Genomic DNA, 18,131 nt, shown 5'->3' on the forward strand with positions numbered 1-18,131 from the left:
CCTTCCTTTGTATATGCCCACTATTGCGCTCTTGCATGAGAGCTCTGAAAACCATTTATAGACCCTTCGCGTTCCTGCGCGACTTCCGAGAGCCCATTGATAAGTTCTGCCGCTAAAATGTGCGGTGATTCATCAAGAAAGAAATGGCTTCCGGGAATCGATACGCTATGGAATGTAGAACTGGTACATGATGACCAATTGCCAACGGCGTCTCTGGTGGTCAATGGATCTGACTCACCTGTCAAAGCCAGAATAGGACTTTCAAGAACAGGGTTCGGATCATGTCGGTACGCGTCCATCAGACGGTAATCGGATTGAATAATTGGCGCATACCAGGCCAGAAACTCGGGAGATTCCAAGAGCTCGCCAGGTGTGCCCCCGAGTTTATTCAGATAACTGGCTAACGTCGCCATATCAAGCTGATGCACTTGATTCCTATAATCGCCACTTTGAGGGGCATTCATTGCACATACTACCAAGGCCATTGGCGCTTGCCCTTGTCTCTGCAAATATCTTGCAGCTTCATAAGCCACTAATGCCCCGAAGCTAAACCCCATTAATATGAATGGCTGTTTCGATGAAATGCTATCCCCCGCTTCTTGAGCAAGCTCCACAAGGGACGATGCAAAGTGTCGCTTGAAACGGCTACCGCGTCCCGGGTATACAAATTGACGCATCGATACTTCAGCGGGGAGCTCTGATGCCAGATTCCTGAACGTGTTATCGCTGCTGCCCGCATATCCGAATACAATCAAATTCATGCTGGCTGTACCTGTGTTGTCAGACTGGTGGCGAGGCGACGCCGTAACACCTTTCTCTGTATTTTTCCAATAGAGGTGCGAGGGATTTCATCCTGACGACAGCAGAAGACTTTATAGCGAAGTTTGCCCAAGCGAGGAGCCAAATACTCGTTGACCTGGGTCATGAGTGAGGGTGATTGGGCGCCATCTTCAGGTACAAAAAAGACACCAACAATGCCGGAAGCCTGGCATATCGCGGTTAGCCCGGCGCTTACGCCAGCGAACCCGTCGATATCGCCTTCAATCATATAGCCGGGAACTGAAAGACCTTCAATTGCGTCACCTTCACGATCTGTAAGGTACAACCGGCCTTCATGAATCAGCGCATTATCTCCAGTGTCAAACCATCCCTCATCAGACTGGTGTGGTTCATGATGCAGATAACCTTTCGTCACAGAGCCCCCCCTGACTTGCAGGCGGCCAATCTCTCCCTGTTCAACAATACCTCCATCATCCGAAATGACGCGCATGCCGGCTCCAGGAATAGGACTCCCCAAATCTACAAATCCTCTATATCTGTGTCGGTTGCCATCGGACCATGTAATACCGGAGCAGGTCTCAGACATGCCAAATGCAGGCCTCAGAGCATTTGGGTTTAAGCCGCATTCACTGAACTTGTCGGCACAGACTTCCATCTGATGACCAATACTTTCCCCCGCATTCACTAAAAAGCGTAAATGCCGGAGATTCCAGGTCGGATTTATATCCAGCTTCGACAATTGGCTGAATACATGATTGGGCACCCAGCCTGCCGTGACTTTGTACTCGGACAATAGTTCGGGAAAGCGTTGAATATCAGCTCTTACCCAAGAGTTATTAACATGAATCTGTGTCGCTTTGGCACAAATGGGAAGAATACATAGGTAAGCCAATGAACCGACATGATCCATTGGCATCCAGTTGAGAAATACATCTGAAGAGTCAAAGCGATTCATCTCGATACTGCCTGCGGCCATCGAGATCAGAGCTTTAACAGTTTGTGGCACTAGCTTGGGTGTACCGGTCGAACCGGACGTCGGGAAAATTAATGCGATTTCATCGCCGGTTAGTGCCCTTTGCAGTGAAATGTTTTTCGGGGGGATCGTGTGGAATGTTTCTGCATCCACCACTGTAATCCTCTCCTGGGGATAACGCTCTATTATCCCAGAGAAAGTATTAACATCCGCTCCTGTTGCAATGATTGCTTTAGGTTTGATGGCCGCCAGTGCATTTATCATATCCTGAGTGGAGGCAGGCTGTGCCGGCAACGGCTTACTGGCGGTAATTGGTATTGCAGTAGCACCGACCAGAATGCACCCCCACAGAGAAAGTAGAAATGCCGATGGCTCTTCTACCCTTAGGATGATGCGATCTCCTTTTTCTATACCAATGTCTAGTAGAACCTGGCCAATAGCTGCCGCTCTTCTGTAAAACTCCTGGTAATTCCAATGGCAACGCTCACCAAGAGCATCAATGAACCCAATGCCGGAATGACTTTTGCCAGCTTCGATTAAGGCCTGTTCAAGTGACTCCACTTTCCACAGCGGATGATTGGGTATATTCCCTTCTACAATCGCCAGACTCATCAGCTTAAATCCTCCAAGAGCAACACATGAAACGATAGAGGAGATGTTGCCTTTTTCACTAGCTGATCATAGGCCTCCTGGTCAGGCAAAATCAGGTTGCATGAGCCCGGATCAACCTGCAGTTTATCCTCGGCCAGCCTCCATTCTCTCTTCCAGGTGAAATCAACTCCCTGGTTTGGTATCAAATCCACATGGCGATAGCGCTCTGATAGCGGTAGTAGCTCTACCTCTTGCGGTGGCTGGTGGATTGTTTGCCTGGCACCTTTTTCATAAAGACCGTCTCTGTCAAACTGAAAGCCATAGGGGATAAAGTTAAGTCCCGCATTGCTGGCATTAATCAATAGCCGCGCTGACTGAATTAATGGCGTTTCTGTGAATGAAATACTGCGGCGATCCCCGCATATGTAAGGAGGTAACTCTCCGGGTATTGCGCCATGTTCAATGATTGCGTAAAGCTCAGAAACAGGATCACCATGCTGACTGGGCTTCATCCACCAGATCAACTTGTTGCTCAAGTCACTCCTTAACCAATTAAGCATTTTCTGCTCCCTCTACAGCTATTTCAGGTGTTTGATCCTTACTTCTTGATGCAATCCAACCCGCTAAATTAGTCACAACCAACGTTGAGACGAATATCAGGCAGAAGATCCATCCAGTGAGCTGAATGCCTACCCAGTCCGACAGCCCTCCCCCCAACAAAATGACAACGACCATGCCAAGCGTTGCTAATGACTGAGCGCTTGATGTGATCGCACCCATGGCGGATTCAGGGCATTGAACAATGAGGTTTTTTTGGCAGAAGGTGAAGGCGACTTCAAAGACAAATAGATATAGGGCATAACTGAGCAAGCTCGCCCAAATGATCGGAATCATTAGTGAGGCTTGCATAAACGCAATGCTGATCAGTGCAATCAGCCAGGGTAATCTTGTCCAGCGACTAGACTCACTTTGCATAAGGAATGTGACGAACAGAGCCCCCAGGAAGAAGCTGACGCTAGCCATCGCCTGCAGAATCATGACCCCTTGCTCGCCAAGTTGGAGTAACTCTATTGGTAATAAAGTCCGGGCAATATTATGGAAGCCTTGAAGCAAAGCAGTTGTGAGAATGACCCACACAAAGTGCTGACGAAGGTCTGGCGTGGTCTTGAGCAGCAAGAAAGCTGAGCGAAAAGCTCTTTCTGGTTTTGAGGGGGATGAAGTTTTTGAGTCGTTTGTTCTTTTCCACAATGTGTAGAAAAACAAGCCGGATATCACAAAAGTTAGTCCATCAATAACGGCTATCCATTGAAGGGAAAGCACCTCTATGAGAACTGCGCCCAATAAAGAACCTACGGCAATACCGACAAAAGTGCCTGTACCGAATAAAGATGCCGCCCGCCCCAGTAGATCCTCCGGAACCGACGTTTTCAGCGCAACGATTCGTGCAGACTTGCTGACACTTTCAATTAATCCACGAACTGCCAACAATCCGAAGACCAGCCATAACTGATCGACCACCAGGCCAATGGTGACAGAAACAACGACTCCCAACCATTCACTGTACGCTGCGAGTTTGGCAGCGGGAATTCGCTGTAACAAGAAGCTTACAAAAGGGGCAGAAAGAATAATGGCTCCCCATTGAACCGCAAATACCGCAGAGGCAAGGAAATTGCTCTCGGTTTCCCGCCAGATGTAAACAGAGAGAGAAAGCATTAACAGGAAATTGCCGATAGTACTGACAAATACCGCAGACCAAATGCTTTGTAGGTTTCTATTACGTATGGTTTCGATTAATAAACTCACTGAGCCAATTCTCCTTTTGGTGTGAGTTGATATTGAGAGGCATCAATGTGGTTTGCACTGAGAATGCGCTCCAGGTGCTGGGCAATCCATGGGCAAAAACTGGCCATCAATTTTTTATGTGATTCGACATCCTGATTTGGCGAAACAGCCCATACCATGGCCTGGTGACACTCATCTGCCTTTTCGGGATATTGTTCAGCGAATACTTTGTGGCACAGGGCAAGATCACGCGTATAGCAGTACTGTTTCTCCATGGTTAGTTCAAACGCAGCTCGTACGATCGCCTTCATAATCCATTCACACAGGAACGTTTTCTGTCCCTGCCAGTACGGATCAACCAACCTTCGTTCGTATTCTTCCCTTCTGTTGGGCAACCACATGGCTTCGCCCATTATCTCGCAACCCGGACGGTAAGGAGCTAATTTATCCTCATAGTTCACCCCCCAAATATTCAGGGACTGGGTTTTGATGAAAAATGGCCATACTCCCAAGTAGTCCCCGAGAACTTCATGCTCATGGCAATAGGTCCATTCCAGATTGGTCACGCCCGGCAGTTCTTCACGAATTTTAGCAACGACAGTTTCATTCGGGTCAGATTCAGGTATTGAGCAATGGTCATCCAGCACCGCAAAGGCGTCCAGATCTGAGACTCCTGATACAAATGTTCCTCTTGCCACCGAGCCTCGTACATACACAGCTTTTAGTGCGTCAGGGTCTGACACCTGTTCTCGGAATGCCTCTAATATCAAATCGCGTAAGCTCTTTGATACATGATCTGAGGAGGTGTCGTTAACAATATACCCCTCCTCATCTAGTGGGAAAAAACGGCCATGAGATTGAGCATTAGTCATTGCTTTGGCCTTCCTTCTCTAGAACATCTAACTTTTCAAATACGGATATGGCCACTTGCACGGCTCCTATTGCTGATGGCCAGCCATTAAACAGTGTTCCCACTTCAATCGTGCTGACCACCTGTTCACGGCTCCAACCTAGCTTCAGCGCTGCGCCGACAAAAAACTCTATCAGGTCGTCAGACTGACTTACCGAGGCCAAAGACAATGCCAAAAGCACTTTAACCTTGTCTTCCAAGGGATGATCAGCAGAAAAATGCCTTCCTAATGACTCAATCAGGTGTTGCTTGAATGCCGGTCCATGTATCCGCATTCCATGCAGTAAGCCGTGAGGGTTACCCATCGGTAGTTCCAACTGGGAGATAATGTGAAGTCCGTGTTCGAGACGTTCATTGTCTTTACTACTCATGTACCGATTTCCTTGTATTTGACACAGCTCTCTTTCTACGGGCTTCCGATAGGGCCTCCCGTCTTCGATTTCGATGGTTGCTTCGCTGTTGCGGGGCTTGAGTTTGTTGCTTGGGTTTCGTAGAGGTTTCAATAAACCTGCTTAAGGCCCTGATGTTCGGGTACTCAAATAGGTCTACGACAGCGATCGGAATGGGCAACAACTGAGAAAGTCGCTCACTTGCTTGTACCATCATCAATGAATTGGCTCCAAGCTCAAAAAAATTGGTGTCGCAGTCCGGCGGAATGGACAGTCCCAATAGCTGGCTCCAAAGATTAGACAGAGTTACCTCAAGCTCAGTGCTGGCGACTGTCTTAGTGGTAGGATCAACTTGTAGCGAATCCGGCAATCGTCGTCGATCTACTTTTCCACTCGCTGTAAGAGGAAGGACTTCCACAACAGAAAAGACTGCAGGAACCATATAACTTGGCAGCTTAATGGATAGAATTTGCTTCGCTGCGACGGGATCAAAGCTCCCTGGGCTGGATTCTTCAATCCACGCCACCAAAACGGGGTTGCCTTGATGCTCAACAACGCTGACAGCAGCGTTCTTAATTCCTGATAGCTGACCTAAATGGGCATCTATCTCACCCAGCTCGATTCGGTTGCCTCGTAACTTTACCTGAAAGTCCATTCTGCCCAAAAAGCTCAGCACCCCGTCACAACGCCAGCGGCCAAGATCTCCGGTGCGATAAAACCGAGTTCTGCGTCCATCAGGCATTAATTGCCAGGTAAATGCTTGAGACGATTGCCCCAGGTATCCATCTGACAGCCCGGGACCGGCAATACATATTTCTCCAATTGCCCCGGGCGGCAATATCTGCCCATTCTTATCCATGATCAGAATCAGGGTGTTAGGATTGGGGCGGCCCAAAGGTACGGTGGTTTCAGCTTCATCATTGGTCCCAACAACATGGGTGGCGCTAGTCATAGTCGCTTCTGTCGGACCATACTGATTAACGATTTTGACGTCATCGCCGAACAACTCTTTGGCCCCTCTTACGTCTTCCCCTCTTAACCGCTCGCCGTTTAGCATCAGCACGTTAAGATGCACATTGTCGGACTCTATGCTGTCAGACTCTACACTGTCAGATCCTTCGACCATTAGTGCACGAAGCATGGTGGGCACCATGGATAAAACATGAGTCACACGATGGGTTCGAAATGCGTTAAGAATCCGGGAAGGAGTTTTTGCGGCATCATCATCAATCAGAACGGCACAGGCACCACAACCCAAGGTGGCAAAGAGATCGCGAACAGATGGATCAAAGCTGAAAGAGGTTAACTGGATGATTCTATGCGTGGCACCTAATCCGAGCCACTGAATCAAATATGCCAGATCATGTGTTACGCCACCATGCTTTATAGGCACACCTTTGGGAGTTCCGGTAGAGCCTGAGGTAAACATAACATAGCAATTTTGTTCAGGGCTTACGCCGATCGGTAAAGGGTCGGTGGATTGTCCCTCGGTCAGGGAGTTTACATCCCGCTCCTGAATGCAGAGCTTAGGTTGAACCCGATCCAGAATTAATTGCTGCCTTTCTTCTGGCCACTGGGGATCAATTGGAACATATACTCCTCCAGCCTTTAGTACGCCGTAGAGTACAGCGATTCGGGCGGCACTGGCAGGCATTTGGATACATATTCTATCCCCCGGGTTGAGCCCTTTCTGAACCAATCCACAGGCCACTTGATTAGACCACTTATCAAGTTCGCGGTAGCTCATGTAGCCGGTATCCCACACTAATGCGGGCGCATCTGGCGTTTTCCTTGCCTGATGGACAAACAGGCCGTGCAACGTCTTATCGGTGTGATATTCCGGCGCATCATGCCCTGATAGAGCACGTATTGTCTGATAGTCGTTCTTCGATATGAGCGACATCTCTCCGATCAGGCAATCAGGTTTATCCAGCATCTCCTGAATAAGATTTTGCCAGCACTTCGCTATCCACTTAACGGTTTGGTTACCATATACCGTCTCTTTGAATGATATATAGCCCTGTAAATCCAGGCTGCCGGTCTGAAAGTGAATATTGAAGTCATACTTGGCCTGTTGAGCCATATGATCACATGGGACAACCGTCAGTCCATCCAATGCTAATGAACCTAAACTGCACGGGTCTTCTACAATTTGAATCTGAAACAGTGGTGGAATACTGGCGTTGCGAACAGGGTTTACTGCATCAACAATTTCTTCAAAGGGTAAATCCGCACCAATCTGCGCATTCCGAAATGCATTGCCCCCCCGAATAATGGCCTCTTTCACTTGGATGTCGCTGCTAATCCCCATTCTTACAGGTACGGTATTAAGCAAAGGCCCAATCACCCGAGCGCTGTCTGAGTCATCGCGCAAGGCTACGGGAACACCAAAGACCAAATCCTCTTCGTGAGAATAACGGTGAAGTAGAATGGCCCAGCTAGAGAGTAGGATTGAAAATGGTGTAAGCCCCAGTTGTTGAGCCAGGCGTTTAACTGCCCCCCAAGCCTCTGCAGGCAGCATCAATGGCTGATGACCGGCGATTTCCTGTTCTGCAGATGTGGTTGGAAGATTGTCTACGGGAAAGACCGACATCTGTGGAGCATCCGACAAGATATGCTGCCAATGCTGACGTAACTTCGGGTAATCGGCTTCTCTTTGTTGCGATATCTGTGCGAACTGAGGCGCTGGTTCCAGAGAGGATTCGTTGTTCCATGCAGATTTCAATTCGCTGATAAAAATGGGCAGTGACAAACCATCAGCGGCAATGTGGTGCAAGTTCACCACTAAATAATGGCAATGTGCATTGGTTTGAATCAAGGAAATACGGATGAACCTGTCTTTCCCTAAATCAATCGGTGTAGTGTAGAGACGTTGCTGTATAGATATAAAACTGGATTCATCAGCCTGATACTCTTCAAATTGCACCAAAGGCTCATCCTGATCCAATTGGTAGTAGACCCCCGAGTCCATTTCGACCAAACGACTGGAAAGAATGGGGTGTCGGGACACGACCCTTGTAAATGACGTTTTGAGCCTTTCTACGTCCAGTTCACCGTCAATTCTCCAGGTCGCACTCATCAGGTAATCGCTACTTGCACCGTCTTTGTGCCACAAGAACCAGAGCCGCTTTTGCATGGCAGACAGCTTGTTCAGCGCAAACATATCTGTTTGAGAAACTGAATCAAGTTCACTCTGCCCTCCCTGCTGAGCAATTAAAGCTGCAAAATCCTTCAATCGTGGGGCGGTAACCACTTGAGTGACGCGTGCTGGAATATTTAAGTCCTGGCGAATTTGCCTGACCATATCCATCGCCAGCAGAGAATGCCCGCCTAGGGCAAAAAAGTTATCGTCCCTCTGAGTGACCGGATGAGCTAAAAGCTCTTGCCAGATCTTGGCAATCGCACGTTCTGTTTCCGAGAACTCTTCGCTCAATCCCTTCTCGTTCTTATTATCTAACGACTGTATTAAAGGCAGTTCTACCGGTAATCTGTTGCGATCAACTTTTCCGCTTCGAGTTAATGGCATCTCTGAAAGAGAGATAAAGCGAGAGGGAACATAATAATGAGGCAAATGTGGCTTGATAGATTCGCGCAGCACGTCTTCATTCGTTTCCGAATGCTGACTGTTGTAATAGGCCACTAGAATCTTATTCTGTTGGGCATCCTGTCTGACAACCACCGCACAGCTATCCACGACGCCCGTATCCATTATAGCTGTTTCAACTTCACCAGCTTCGATACGGTAACCATTCAGTTTAATTTGAGTATCACGCCTGCCAAGATAGTAGATCAGCCCGTCATGACCTAATACGGCTCTGTCTCCTGTCAGGTAGCGTTTCCCGGTGAATCCAGATCCATCTTCGAGGAACGCCTTGGCCGTTAACTGGTCGTGACGAAGATAACCCAGTCCAACGCTGTCACCATCTATCATCAGTTCACCAGTCGCCCCTGCTGGCAGAGGCTGCCCATGGTGGTCGACCACCGTTAATCTGGTTCCAGGAATTGCCTGACCAATGGCCACAGGCTCTGACTGTTTAGATAAATCTGAATTCAAGCGGTGCCAGGCGACAACATCGGAGCACTCTGTGGGCCCATAGCTATTTATAAACTCACACTGAGTCGGTCTATGTTGCTGCCATTGCCGAAGTGGGTTAACCGAAATAGGCTCTCCACCTAACACAACATGTGACAAAAAATCCAACTCCTGATACCCGGAGTTCCTGGCTTCCTTTAGTAGTGCATTAAAAACTGTCGGTGTGCAGTTGACCAAGGTGGCGCGATGACGCTGAATTGCATCCAAAACCTCTCTGGTGTCGAATTGGGCCATCGCAGGAAAGACCACCCGCCCACCGGAAATCAGTGGTGTAAACAGGTTTTTTTGAGTTAAATCGAATGACGGATTGCTGATAACCAGGGTGATGGTTTCAGAATCAACACAGCTTTTCTGGTACCAGTCCAACAGCCTCGCCACACCACCGTGAGGAACAACGGCTGCCTTAGGTTTTCCTGTAGAACCGGAGGTGAAAATAAGCCATGCGGGATCTAAAGGTGTCAGCTCTTCAGGTGTCCAATTCTGGATACCTTCGCCGCGATCCGGAATTTCTTTGTCACTGTGCCGAATACCTTCACCGCTATTCTGAATACCTCCATCATTATCCTGAATACCTAGACCACCGTCCCGGCCACATTCACCAATGGGATAATTGTCTCTATCGAGGACCATATCCAGGCAGGCTTCTTGTATCATCATGGCTTTACGTGCCTGAGGCATGGTCTCGTCAATCGGCACGTAGGCAGCCCCTACCGACCAGATGGCCAGCGCGGATGCCAGCCAATCCAGCCCGGGTCCCATTGCTATGCCTACAATAGAACCCCGACTGACACCACGCTGTTTAAGCCAGTGATGGACTTGTCCCACGCTTTCCCATAATTGATTATAGGTCCAGTGGGTTTCTCCCTGAACGGCTGCAATAGCCAGGGGTTTGATCCTGACCTGTTCCTGGATTCTGCGTAGTGCAAGCTCAGGTCGAGCTGTTAACTCATCGCTCGAATCCTGCTCCGACAGTGCGATTTTTCCCAGGGCGAGATCCGGTTCTTGTACGACCAGTTGAATCACATGCTTAAAGCTCTGCTTGATGCGCTCGACCTCATCAAAATGGAGTGCATTTTTGTCGTATTCAAACAATGCTTTTGGGTTTATACCGGGGATCACCGTCAGCAATAGGTCAAACTTTGACTGACTCGGCATATACCGAATCAGGTCTATCGACACACCTTCCAGGCATAAGTGGTCTCCTGGCTCGCCTTCATAACTGAACATGACAGAGCTAACGCAATCGGAGTGCTGGCGAACCAGCTTCTCGTATGAAGCATGGCTGTGTTGTATGCCAATCTGCGATTGTTCGGACAAAGCTCGGGAAAGCTCACGAACAGTTGTGGAAGGTGTTAATTTTGCGCGACTGAACAGAGTGTTAGCCAGAAAACCGACTCGATAGAAATCATCGCTGCGATTACGGTTTGCGTAAGGTGTGAGCAATACAACATCGTCGCGTTGATACAATTTACCCAAGACAATGTTAAAACAAGCGTTTAGCCAATGTTGCAGACCAATGCCACTCTGCTCAGCCGTGCGGTTTAACTGATGCCACAAGGACGACTCGAATGATAATGTCGTTGATGCTGAGGGGCGGTTATAGAGATCTGATGGCTGAAATTCTAATGGTTCCGGCTCGTCAGTAAGTAGTTCGGACCACCATTTCTCCGCCTCGGGAGTGCTTACTTCGGGAATAATAAACGGGACATCCTTTCCGTGTATTTCGCCTCCCCGGTACCGCTGGCTTATGTTCTTCAACATAACACCAAGACTCCAGCCGTCAGCAGCCGTATGATGCACCACCAGAAGGATGATATGTTCAGCATCATTCATCCTGATGAATTTTGCCCTTATCGGAGCGTCGTTCGACAAATCAAAAGGCGTCTCAGACAACTCTCGTAACCACTCAGTCACTGAGCCTGATTTGGCTTCTTCCGCTATGATCTCGGGTGCGCTTTTCCCTATTTTTTGCGCGAGTCCATCATCGGTTTCTATCAAGCGTGTTCTAAGGGCTGGGTGTGATCCTATTTCCTGATTAATAGCGTCGCACAGTCTTTGGGTATCCAAATGACCGGTCAGCTTAAGTCCGAAAGCTATGTGGTAAGCATCACTGGCGTTGTATTGTTGGAGTAGCCATAAGCGTTTTTGCCCTTCACTAGCCGGGTAGGATTCCAACTTACCAGAGATAAAAGCGATCAAATCTGACTTGTAGTGACGCAGCTGCTCCTTTAGATGCTCGTCAACGACACCTTTGGAGGCTTTGATTCGTAAATTGCCGTCTTCTACCTGCAGCCTGACACCTAGCTTCAATAGCTGGTGATAAAAGTCTACGACTCCATTCATATAGAGATTTCCTCTAACTCTTCCTGAAGCGGTTGTTTGTCCAAGTATTCGATCAGTGCGTCAGCTTGCTCTCCGAGCACTCGGTGCGTAAGCAATAACGTTAGTGGGATGTCTGCTCCAAAGTGCTGATTGAGCTTTTCTCGAAGCTGTAGAGCGAGTAGCGAATTGCCGCCGAGGTTTATGAAATGCGAGTCTCTATCTTGAGGTGGATTTCCAAGTACCGATGCCCAAATGTCCGCCAACTGCTTTTCGTCCTCCCGCAACTGAGTACCGGATACAGTCTCCTCCATTGCGGGCAACTGTAATGCTGCCCTGTCTATTTTCCCATTGGGTGTTTGTGGGAAAGCCTCACAAGGGGACCAAATACCTGGAATCATCCATTCCGGCACTTTAGATGCGAGGGCTTTTCGAAGAACCTGGCTGTCAGGAGAACGCTCATCTGTTGCGTACCAGGCAGCTAAAACATCATTCCCTTGAGAATTGGGAACGACTTTGACCACGGCTTTTTCAACACCGGGGCAACTCATAATTTGGCGCTCGACTTCACTCAATTCGATTCTATAGCCGCGTAGCTTTACTTGATGATCCAGTCTTCCCAGATAGAGAAGTCGTCCATCCTGCAGACGTCTTACGCGATCACCAGTTCTGTAAGCCTTGTCTTCCAGATGTTCCAAAACCGCCGGAACTTGAAATGCGGCCTGGTTTAATGAAGGGCGATTTAAGTAGCCTGCTGAAACCTTGTCGCCGGATAGCCATAGTTCCCCCGCCACCCCGTCAGCAACAGGCTGTTGATGTCGGTCAAGTATATAGCCGCGTGTGCAAGGCAGTATTTTGCCAATAGTGGCGATGTCACCAATGCGCCGCTCTCCACAAGTGGAGTAAACGGTGTCTTCCGTCGGGCCGTATAAATCAAACAACCTGGGCAATCTAACCGTATCCAGCAATCGCTCAACCAAGGACTGGTGGAAGGGTTCGCCCGCAATCAAGGCAGCTTGAGCTGTTTTGGGGAATGCGTCATGCGCCAATAAAACCTCAACAGCCGACGGCACCGTGTTGACGAGAGATACATCCACAGGTGAGCTGAGAAGATCGAGGATCGCGTCAACCATGACGCATGTTGTCCCAAGACAGAGTGGCACGAATAGCTCAAAGACCGATAAATCAAAACAGATGGAAGTTGAGGCCAGAACCCTGTGCCGCTCTCTCTCTGTGAACTGGCTCTCAGCCCAGCTTAGCAAAGCCGAAATATTTGCGTGGGTGACCTGAACCCCTTTGGGTTTTCCTGTCGAGCCTGATGTGTAAAGCACATATGCAATGGCTTCGGCTGACACCGGGGTCAGTCGTTGTACGATGTGAGATTGCGCTTGTACTGGCTCAAGACAATTCAGGTGAGGAAATTGATTTGGCCTATGGGTGATCACCAATCGACATTCACTATCCTCAGTAATCAATGACAGCCGATCTTGCGGATACTCAAAATCCAGAGGTACATAGATAGCGCCGATGGCATGCACAGCGAGAATGGCCGCGGGTAAATGCCTGTCTCGTGGTAACGCAATCGCTACTCGATCGCCATTGTCGATACTTTGTTTACGCAAAGCCCGAACGTAGGATGAAACAAGGTTGTATAACTCTAGATAAGTACACTGCCCGTCTGCATCCTCCACAGCTATAGCTTCAGGACTATGATCGGTCTGTCGCTGGAAACGAGTGATAACATCCTCAAATGGCACTGTTTCATTCTGAGGTTGCCTGAAAAGTAGTCCAAGTTCAGCCATCTCGTCATTAGACAAGAAGTTTATTTGCCGCAGTGGTCTATCGGGATTCTGTATTCCTGCGATCAAAAGATTTACTAAATGATCGAGCATCCGTCTCGCATCCCGATGTGCGATGAGCACAGGATCAAACTCCAGGTCAAATACCACCTCATCCGGAGAAGGGAACACCATCAGCGAAAACGTGCTTTGTGACGCTACCATCGGAATGTCAGCAGGGGGTAACTGCCCTTCGGGCTGGCATGAAAACAGCGCGTGATACAGTTGATTGCGACCTGGCTGAATCTGGCGAACTTTGTCGAGGAAAGTGACATAGGGAATATTTCGGTTCTGCAACACAAGCTTGGTTTGTTCTACTGTCTGGCAGACAAGCGCACGCAAGCTGACACTGTCATCAATCGATACCGGCATCGGCACAACATTCACTGCGTTGTTTACCCAATGATGCTGGTCGTGACGACGAATAGAGGTCGGTATGCCCAGGGAAATCACATTTCCTTCACTATAGCGTGCAAGCAGTCCGGCAAACGCTGCAGACGTCAGCGAATGCATTGTTGTCCCGGTTTCGCTGACAAAATGATATAACGCTGTGCTCATTCCGTGACTGAGCCGATACCGGACGCTGGCAATTTTTTCGGGAATACCAGGTTTTGGCAGATTGAAGTCGATATGCTCCGGGGCATCAAGTAACGCTTCAATCAGCTTGGGCTGGACTTTGGCTTCTACGTTGGCGACTTGTGATAAAGCTCCCAACATTTCCGGCAGCGTAACACTATTGGACTTCACCTCTTTCCCAAGCAGGCTGCTGGAAAGGTCGCGGATAAGAGTTTGTGCGGCGGTGGCATCCAATGCAATATGATGAACTGAGATGGCAATTCGCGTACATCGACCATCCTCACACAGCAGCGCACAGCGCCATGGAGCTTGATTGTTCAAGTTAAAAGGAATGGTTCTAAATTCGGTAAGCCAAGAGATTCGACGAGAATCGCTCCAGTTATCGATAGGCAGCTCAGTTATGTCAATCCGGGTGTCCGCCACCCACTCATTACCACGAAGGACTGCGCTGAGTTGGGGGTGGAGTTCGGCAATATTTTGAAGCAACCTCTTTACCGCCCGAGCCTCCATGGGATGGTCGAGCTGTAGCTCGGTCGCGAGGTTAAAGCACGAGCTTTCAGGAAAACGCTGTTGGTGTAACCAAATCGCCTGTTGCCAGGGAGTCAAGGCCGTCGATTTTTGATATGAAACAGCATCGACTTCCATTGTGCGTGCAGGAAGTTGCTCTAAGTTCAGTTCTATCTGTGAAATCGTAAGCTCATCCAGAAACCACTCCAAAGGAATGTCTATTTTTAGCTGATCCTGTATCAGTGCGTGCAGCTCCAGCCTCAGTAGTGAATCAATTCCCAGGGATGATAAAGTCTGATGAGGGAGAGCTTTAATTCCCTTTGAGACTAATACCCTGCCCAGCTCCGAGGTAGGTTTATCCAGTTTGTTTTCAGAGACGCTTCTTTCCTGTCCTATCGATACAAGGCATCCCGATTGCCAGAGTTCAGACATATGTCGACGTCGAAGTTTGCCGCTGGAGGTTTTTAATACCCCTCCGGGTTTGAGTGCTACAAAGTGCGCGAGCATGAGGCCGTGTTTTTCCGAGACTGCTTGTCTTACAGCCTCAAGGGCGGCATGGTGATCGAAGCGACGAATCGCTGTACGTTGCAATTCCTGAACGACGACTAACTCATCATCAGCCAGAAAAGCGGCGCCGTTTCCGACAGTTAGACCGGGATAAGCTTGCTGTACGGTGTGTTCTATATCTTGAGGGTAATGGTTTCTACCTCGGATAATCAGTACTTCTTTCAGCCGCCCGGTGACAAATAACTGGCCATTGCGTATGAACCCCAAATCGCCTGTACGTAACCAAACCTGATTACCTTCATTCGTTATTTGGCTCAGGAGATTCTGATTATGTTCAGGAGCGTTCCAATATCCTCGACTGACACTGTCCCCTTTTAGCCAGATCTCCCCCACCTGGTTTTCAGCGCGGCGTTGGTGACTGTTCGGCTCCACAATGGCCAAGTCCACGCCATCCCATAACTGACCGCTGCTGACTAACGAAAGCACCGGGTGGTCAGTATCGGTGTCTGCAATACCTTCACTCAGTTTCTTGCTGCAGACTTCCAGGCGCTCAGCCCCCCTGGCAGCACCGCTACCAGTAACAAACAAGGTCGCTTCAGCCAGGCCATAGCATAGGAAAATAGCCTGCTTTTTGAGGCCGTGAGGTTTGTAAGTGTCTTGAAAGCGCTGTATCGTATCGCTTCTGATGGGCTCTGCGCCGTTGTATGCGACTTCCCATTTTGATAAATCCAGACTGGTCCGATCTTCCTCGCTGACACGGCTGACACAGAGCTCGTAGGAAAAGTTGGGGCCGCCCGTGCAAGTGACCCCGGCATTTGAAATCAGTCTCAACCATCGAATCGGCTTCTGCAAAAATGCCATCGGAGGCATTAGCCAGCAGGTGACGCCGAGATAAATGGGTTGCATGACATTACCCACCAACCCCATGTCATGGAATAGGGGCAGCCAGCTCGCGAAAACGGTGTGGTCCCCATTCCCCATTCCTTTTTTGATTGCCTTTTGATTAGACATCAGGTTCTGGTGTGTGATTACGACACCTTTCGGATCCCCTGTAGAGCCGGAAGAATATTGAAGAAACGCAATGTCCTGTTCGTTTAGCTCCGGGGATGTCCATGCTGCAGGATCAAGGCTTACTGTATCGTCGAGATAAAGCAGCGACAGTCCAATATCCCCGCTCTCTCGAATGACATCCGATGACGTCTCCAAATTGGTGAGGATTATGGAAGCCTGACAGCTAGCGATCAGCTTCTCCAGCCGGTCCGTTTTAGAGCGGTTATTTCCCGGGGGATAGGCTGATACTGCAATTGCTCCCGCATATAAACAGCCAAAAAAAGCCACAATGAAATCTATCCCAGGGCGAAATTGAAGTAACACCGGCTGCTTGTGCAATTCCTTTTGCTGCAAAAATATGGCTACTTGACGAGCCCTTTTATCCAATTCGCTAAAACTTAAGGAATCACTGACCTCTTCACCATCCGCTAAGAAATTGAATGCGGCTGTATCAGGCCGATGTTCGGCCCAGTATTGAATAACATGATGAAAACAGGGAAGCCTTTCTATTTCAGATGCCATTGCTATCCACCCTGTTCGAGCCGTACTTCTTTCTGAACTCAACGATTTGTGATGGTGGAGTTCGCCATGAGCCACAGTGTAGGTTTGAAGCCTGATAGCCGCGCTCCAGTAGCGCTTCGTAGTGAACTACAGCATGATTCGGGTCGACCAAGCCGAGAGTAGACGGATAGTTAAATTTGCCCGAAAGCAAACTGGAGAGAATACAGCCTGTGATGTGGTGAGCATTGTCATCATCTACTGGATACTGCAGCGCCCATTCCAGTTTTTTGGGCACATAAATCCTGTGTTGAATTTCACTTGGTGCTCGCAACGCGCCGCCTTCTGTGAAAAGGATATCGCCTTCATTATTGAATCGTTCGATGGCTTTTTCCGCGTCGAAGCAATGGGGGTCTGAATCATCCACAATAAGCGTACCTGGCCTCAGGCGTTCGACATCAACAACATTCGGCACATTGGTAGCTCCAATTAGCGTGGTCGACTCGTAGATTTCGTCGGGGCAAACGCGTTCCGAGGGAATAAACCGCAGCTTTCCTTCGTAATGCAGTTCTTCTCGGATATGCTGCATGAGAGCTTCTATCTCATCTTTTTTAGCGTACAGATCACAGAGAGTAAGGCTGCGCGGATGAGGTAACACTTTAAGCATCAGCGATAGTGTCGCCGTGCCCACTGATCCCATACCAATAAAACTGACATCCTCTTGATCAAGCTTGCGATTCGCCTCGCTCAATATCTTTTTGACGGAGAGAACCACGGCTGAAGTGGTTGTCGCATGTCCTGTGGTGATGATCGGTAAGTCGTCGTTGTAATTAATTGCCTTACCATAGGAGGTTGCGGAAGGAATTAATCCTGTCAATGAGACCGCCTTAGCCCCTATGGACTTAGAGATTTTCAGACTTTGTTCAACCAGTCTGACAATATCGTTGCTCTGGGAATAAATTTGCCCATAGGTACGTGGCAGAGTCAGTGTGGCAATACGTCCCTCCGGTAGCTGACGAATGTTGCTTAGTAAAGGCAAGTCACCACAAATGCCATGGGTAATATCCCTGAGACTGAATCCGTTACCCACAACACGGTCGTTTAGGCACGTAATCGATACTGCATCCACTTTTGGCTCTTCACCTGCAGCAAATAGGGTTAGTAGTGGTCTTTGATCCAGTGTCAGCCAAGAAGCCGGAGAGGTTTCCAGGACCTCCTGCTCTGCATTCACTTGTTTAGCCTTCTGCGAAAGCTGTTGCAGTAATCTGGCTTTGATTTCGGGAGAGAGTTTGGACAAAGTAGCAGTGTTGGTCATGTC

9 protein-coding genes are annotated in these 18,131 nt (G+C 48.9%); all 9 read right to left on the reverse strand.

Annotated elements, in window-relative coordinates; all coding sequences use genetic code 11:
- Positions 1 to 20: 20 nt before the first annotated feature.
- Genes BTA51_RS26010 through BTA51_RS26050 form a run of 9 tightly spaced genes read right to left on the reverse strand, consistent with a single transcriptional unit; the run spans position 21 to position 18,128 of the window.
- Complete coding sequence (locus BTA51_RS26010; RefSeq protein ID WP_094712004.1) at positions 21 to 761, reverse strand: thioesterase II family protein; 741 nt, start codon at positions 759 to 761, stop codon at positions 21 to 23.
- Positions 758 to 2,365 carry an AMP-binding protein gene (locus BTA51_RS26015; RefSeq protein ID WP_094712005.1) on the reverse strand — a complete coding sequence of 536 codons (1,608 nt, stop codon included), beginning with the start codon at positions 2,363 to 2,365 and terminating at the stop codon, positions 758 to 760. The genes BTA51_RS26010 and BTA51_RS26015 overlap by 4 nt, the downstream gene beginning before the upstream one ends.
- Positions 2,365 to 2,880, reverse strand: a complete 516-nt coding sequence (locus BTA51_RS26020; RefSeq protein ID WP_141215680.1) for a hypothetical protein — start codon at positions 2,878 to 2,880, stop codon at positions 2,365 to 2,367. Before BTA51_RS26020 ends, BTA51_RS26015 begins: the two co-directional genes overlap by 1 nt.
- Before the next feature lie 16 nt (positions 2,881 to 2,896).
- Positions 2,897 to 4,147: an MFS transporter gene (locus BTA51_RS26025; RefSeq protein WP_094712007.1), complete on the reverse strand. Its 1,251-nt coding sequence runs from the start codon at positions 4,145 to 4,147 to the stop codon at positions 2,897 to 2,899.
- The gene (locus BTA51_RS26030) at positions 4,144 to 4,998 is read right to left on the reverse strand and encodes a nucleotidyltransferase domain-containing protein (protein ID WP_094712008.1); all 855 of its coding nucleotides are present in this window, start codon (positions 4,996 to 4,998) and stop codon (positions 4,144 to 4,146) included. The genes BTA51_RS26025 and BTA51_RS26030 overlap by 4 nt, the downstream gene beginning before the upstream one ends.
- The gene (locus BTA51_RS26035; protein ID WP_094712009.1) at positions 4,991 to 5,407 is read right to left on the reverse strand and encodes a carboxymuconolactone decarboxylase family protein; all 417 of its coding nucleotides are present in this window, start codon (positions 5,405 to 5,407) and stop codon (positions 4,991 to 4,993) included. Before BTA51_RS26035 ends, BTA51_RS26030 begins: the two co-directional genes overlap by 8 nt.
- A complete protein-coding gene (locus BTA51_RS26040; RefSeq protein ID WP_094712010.1) occupies positions 5,400 to 11,861 on the reverse strand; it encodes a non-ribosomal peptide synthetase in 6,462 nt (2,153 codons plus the stop codon). The genes BTA51_RS26035 and BTA51_RS26040 overlap by 8 nt, the downstream gene beginning before the upstream one ends.
- Positions 11,858 to 16,837, reverse strand: a complete 4,980-nt coding sequence (locus BTA51_RS26045) for a non-ribosomal peptide synthetase (protein WP_094712011.1) — start codon at positions 16,835 to 16,837, stop codon at positions 11,858 to 11,860. The genes BTA51_RS26040 and BTA51_RS26045 overlap by 4 nt, the downstream gene beginning before the upstream one ends.
- Positions 16,827 to 18,128 (reverse strand): hypothetical protein, encoded by a 1,302-nt coding sequence (locus BTA51_RS26050; protein ID WP_094712012.1) that lies wholly within the window; start codon positions 18,126 to 18,128, stop codon positions 16,827 to 16,829. The genes BTA51_RS26045 and BTA51_RS26050 overlap by 11 nt, the downstream gene beginning before the upstream one ends.
- Positions 18,129 to 18,131 lie beyond the last annotated feature (3 nt).

This window comes from Hahella sp. CCB-MM4 (assembly GCF_002260525.1).
Taxonomy (GTDB): Bacteria; Pseudomonadota; Gammaproteobacteria; order Pseudomonadales; family Oleiphilaceae; genus Hahella.

Bases quoted from the DNA above. Each gene is read 5' to 3' on its own strand.
- BTA51_RS26045 (WP_094712011.1), bottom strand. From the start codon at position 16,837: ATGGCATCTGAAATAGAAAGGCTTCCCTGTTTTCATCATGTTATTCAA.
- BTA51_RS26010 (WP_094712004.1), bottom strand. From the start codon at position 761: ATGAATTTGATTGTATTCGGATATGCGGGCAGCAGCGATAACACGTTC.
- BTA51_RS26050 (WP_094712012.1), bottom strand. From the start codon at position 18,128: ATGACCAACACTGCTACTTTGTCCAAACTCTCTCCCGAAATCAAAGCC.
- BTA51_RS26035 (WP_094712009.1), bottom strand. From the start codon at position 5,407: ATGAGTAGTAAAGACAATGAACGTCTCGAACACGGACTTCACATTATC.
- BTA51_RS26015 (WP_094712005.1), bottom strand. From the start codon at position 2,365: ATGAGTCTGGCGATTGTAGAAGGGAATATACCCAATCATCCGCTGTGG.
- BTA51_RS26040 (WP_094712010.1), bottom strand. From the start codon at position 11,861: ATGAATGGAGTCGTAGACTTTTATCACCAGCTATTGAAGCTAGGTGTC.
- BTA51_RS26030 (WP_094712008.1), bottom strand. From the start codon at position 4,998: ATGACTAATGCTCAATCTCATGGCCGTTTTTTCCCACTAGATGAGGAG.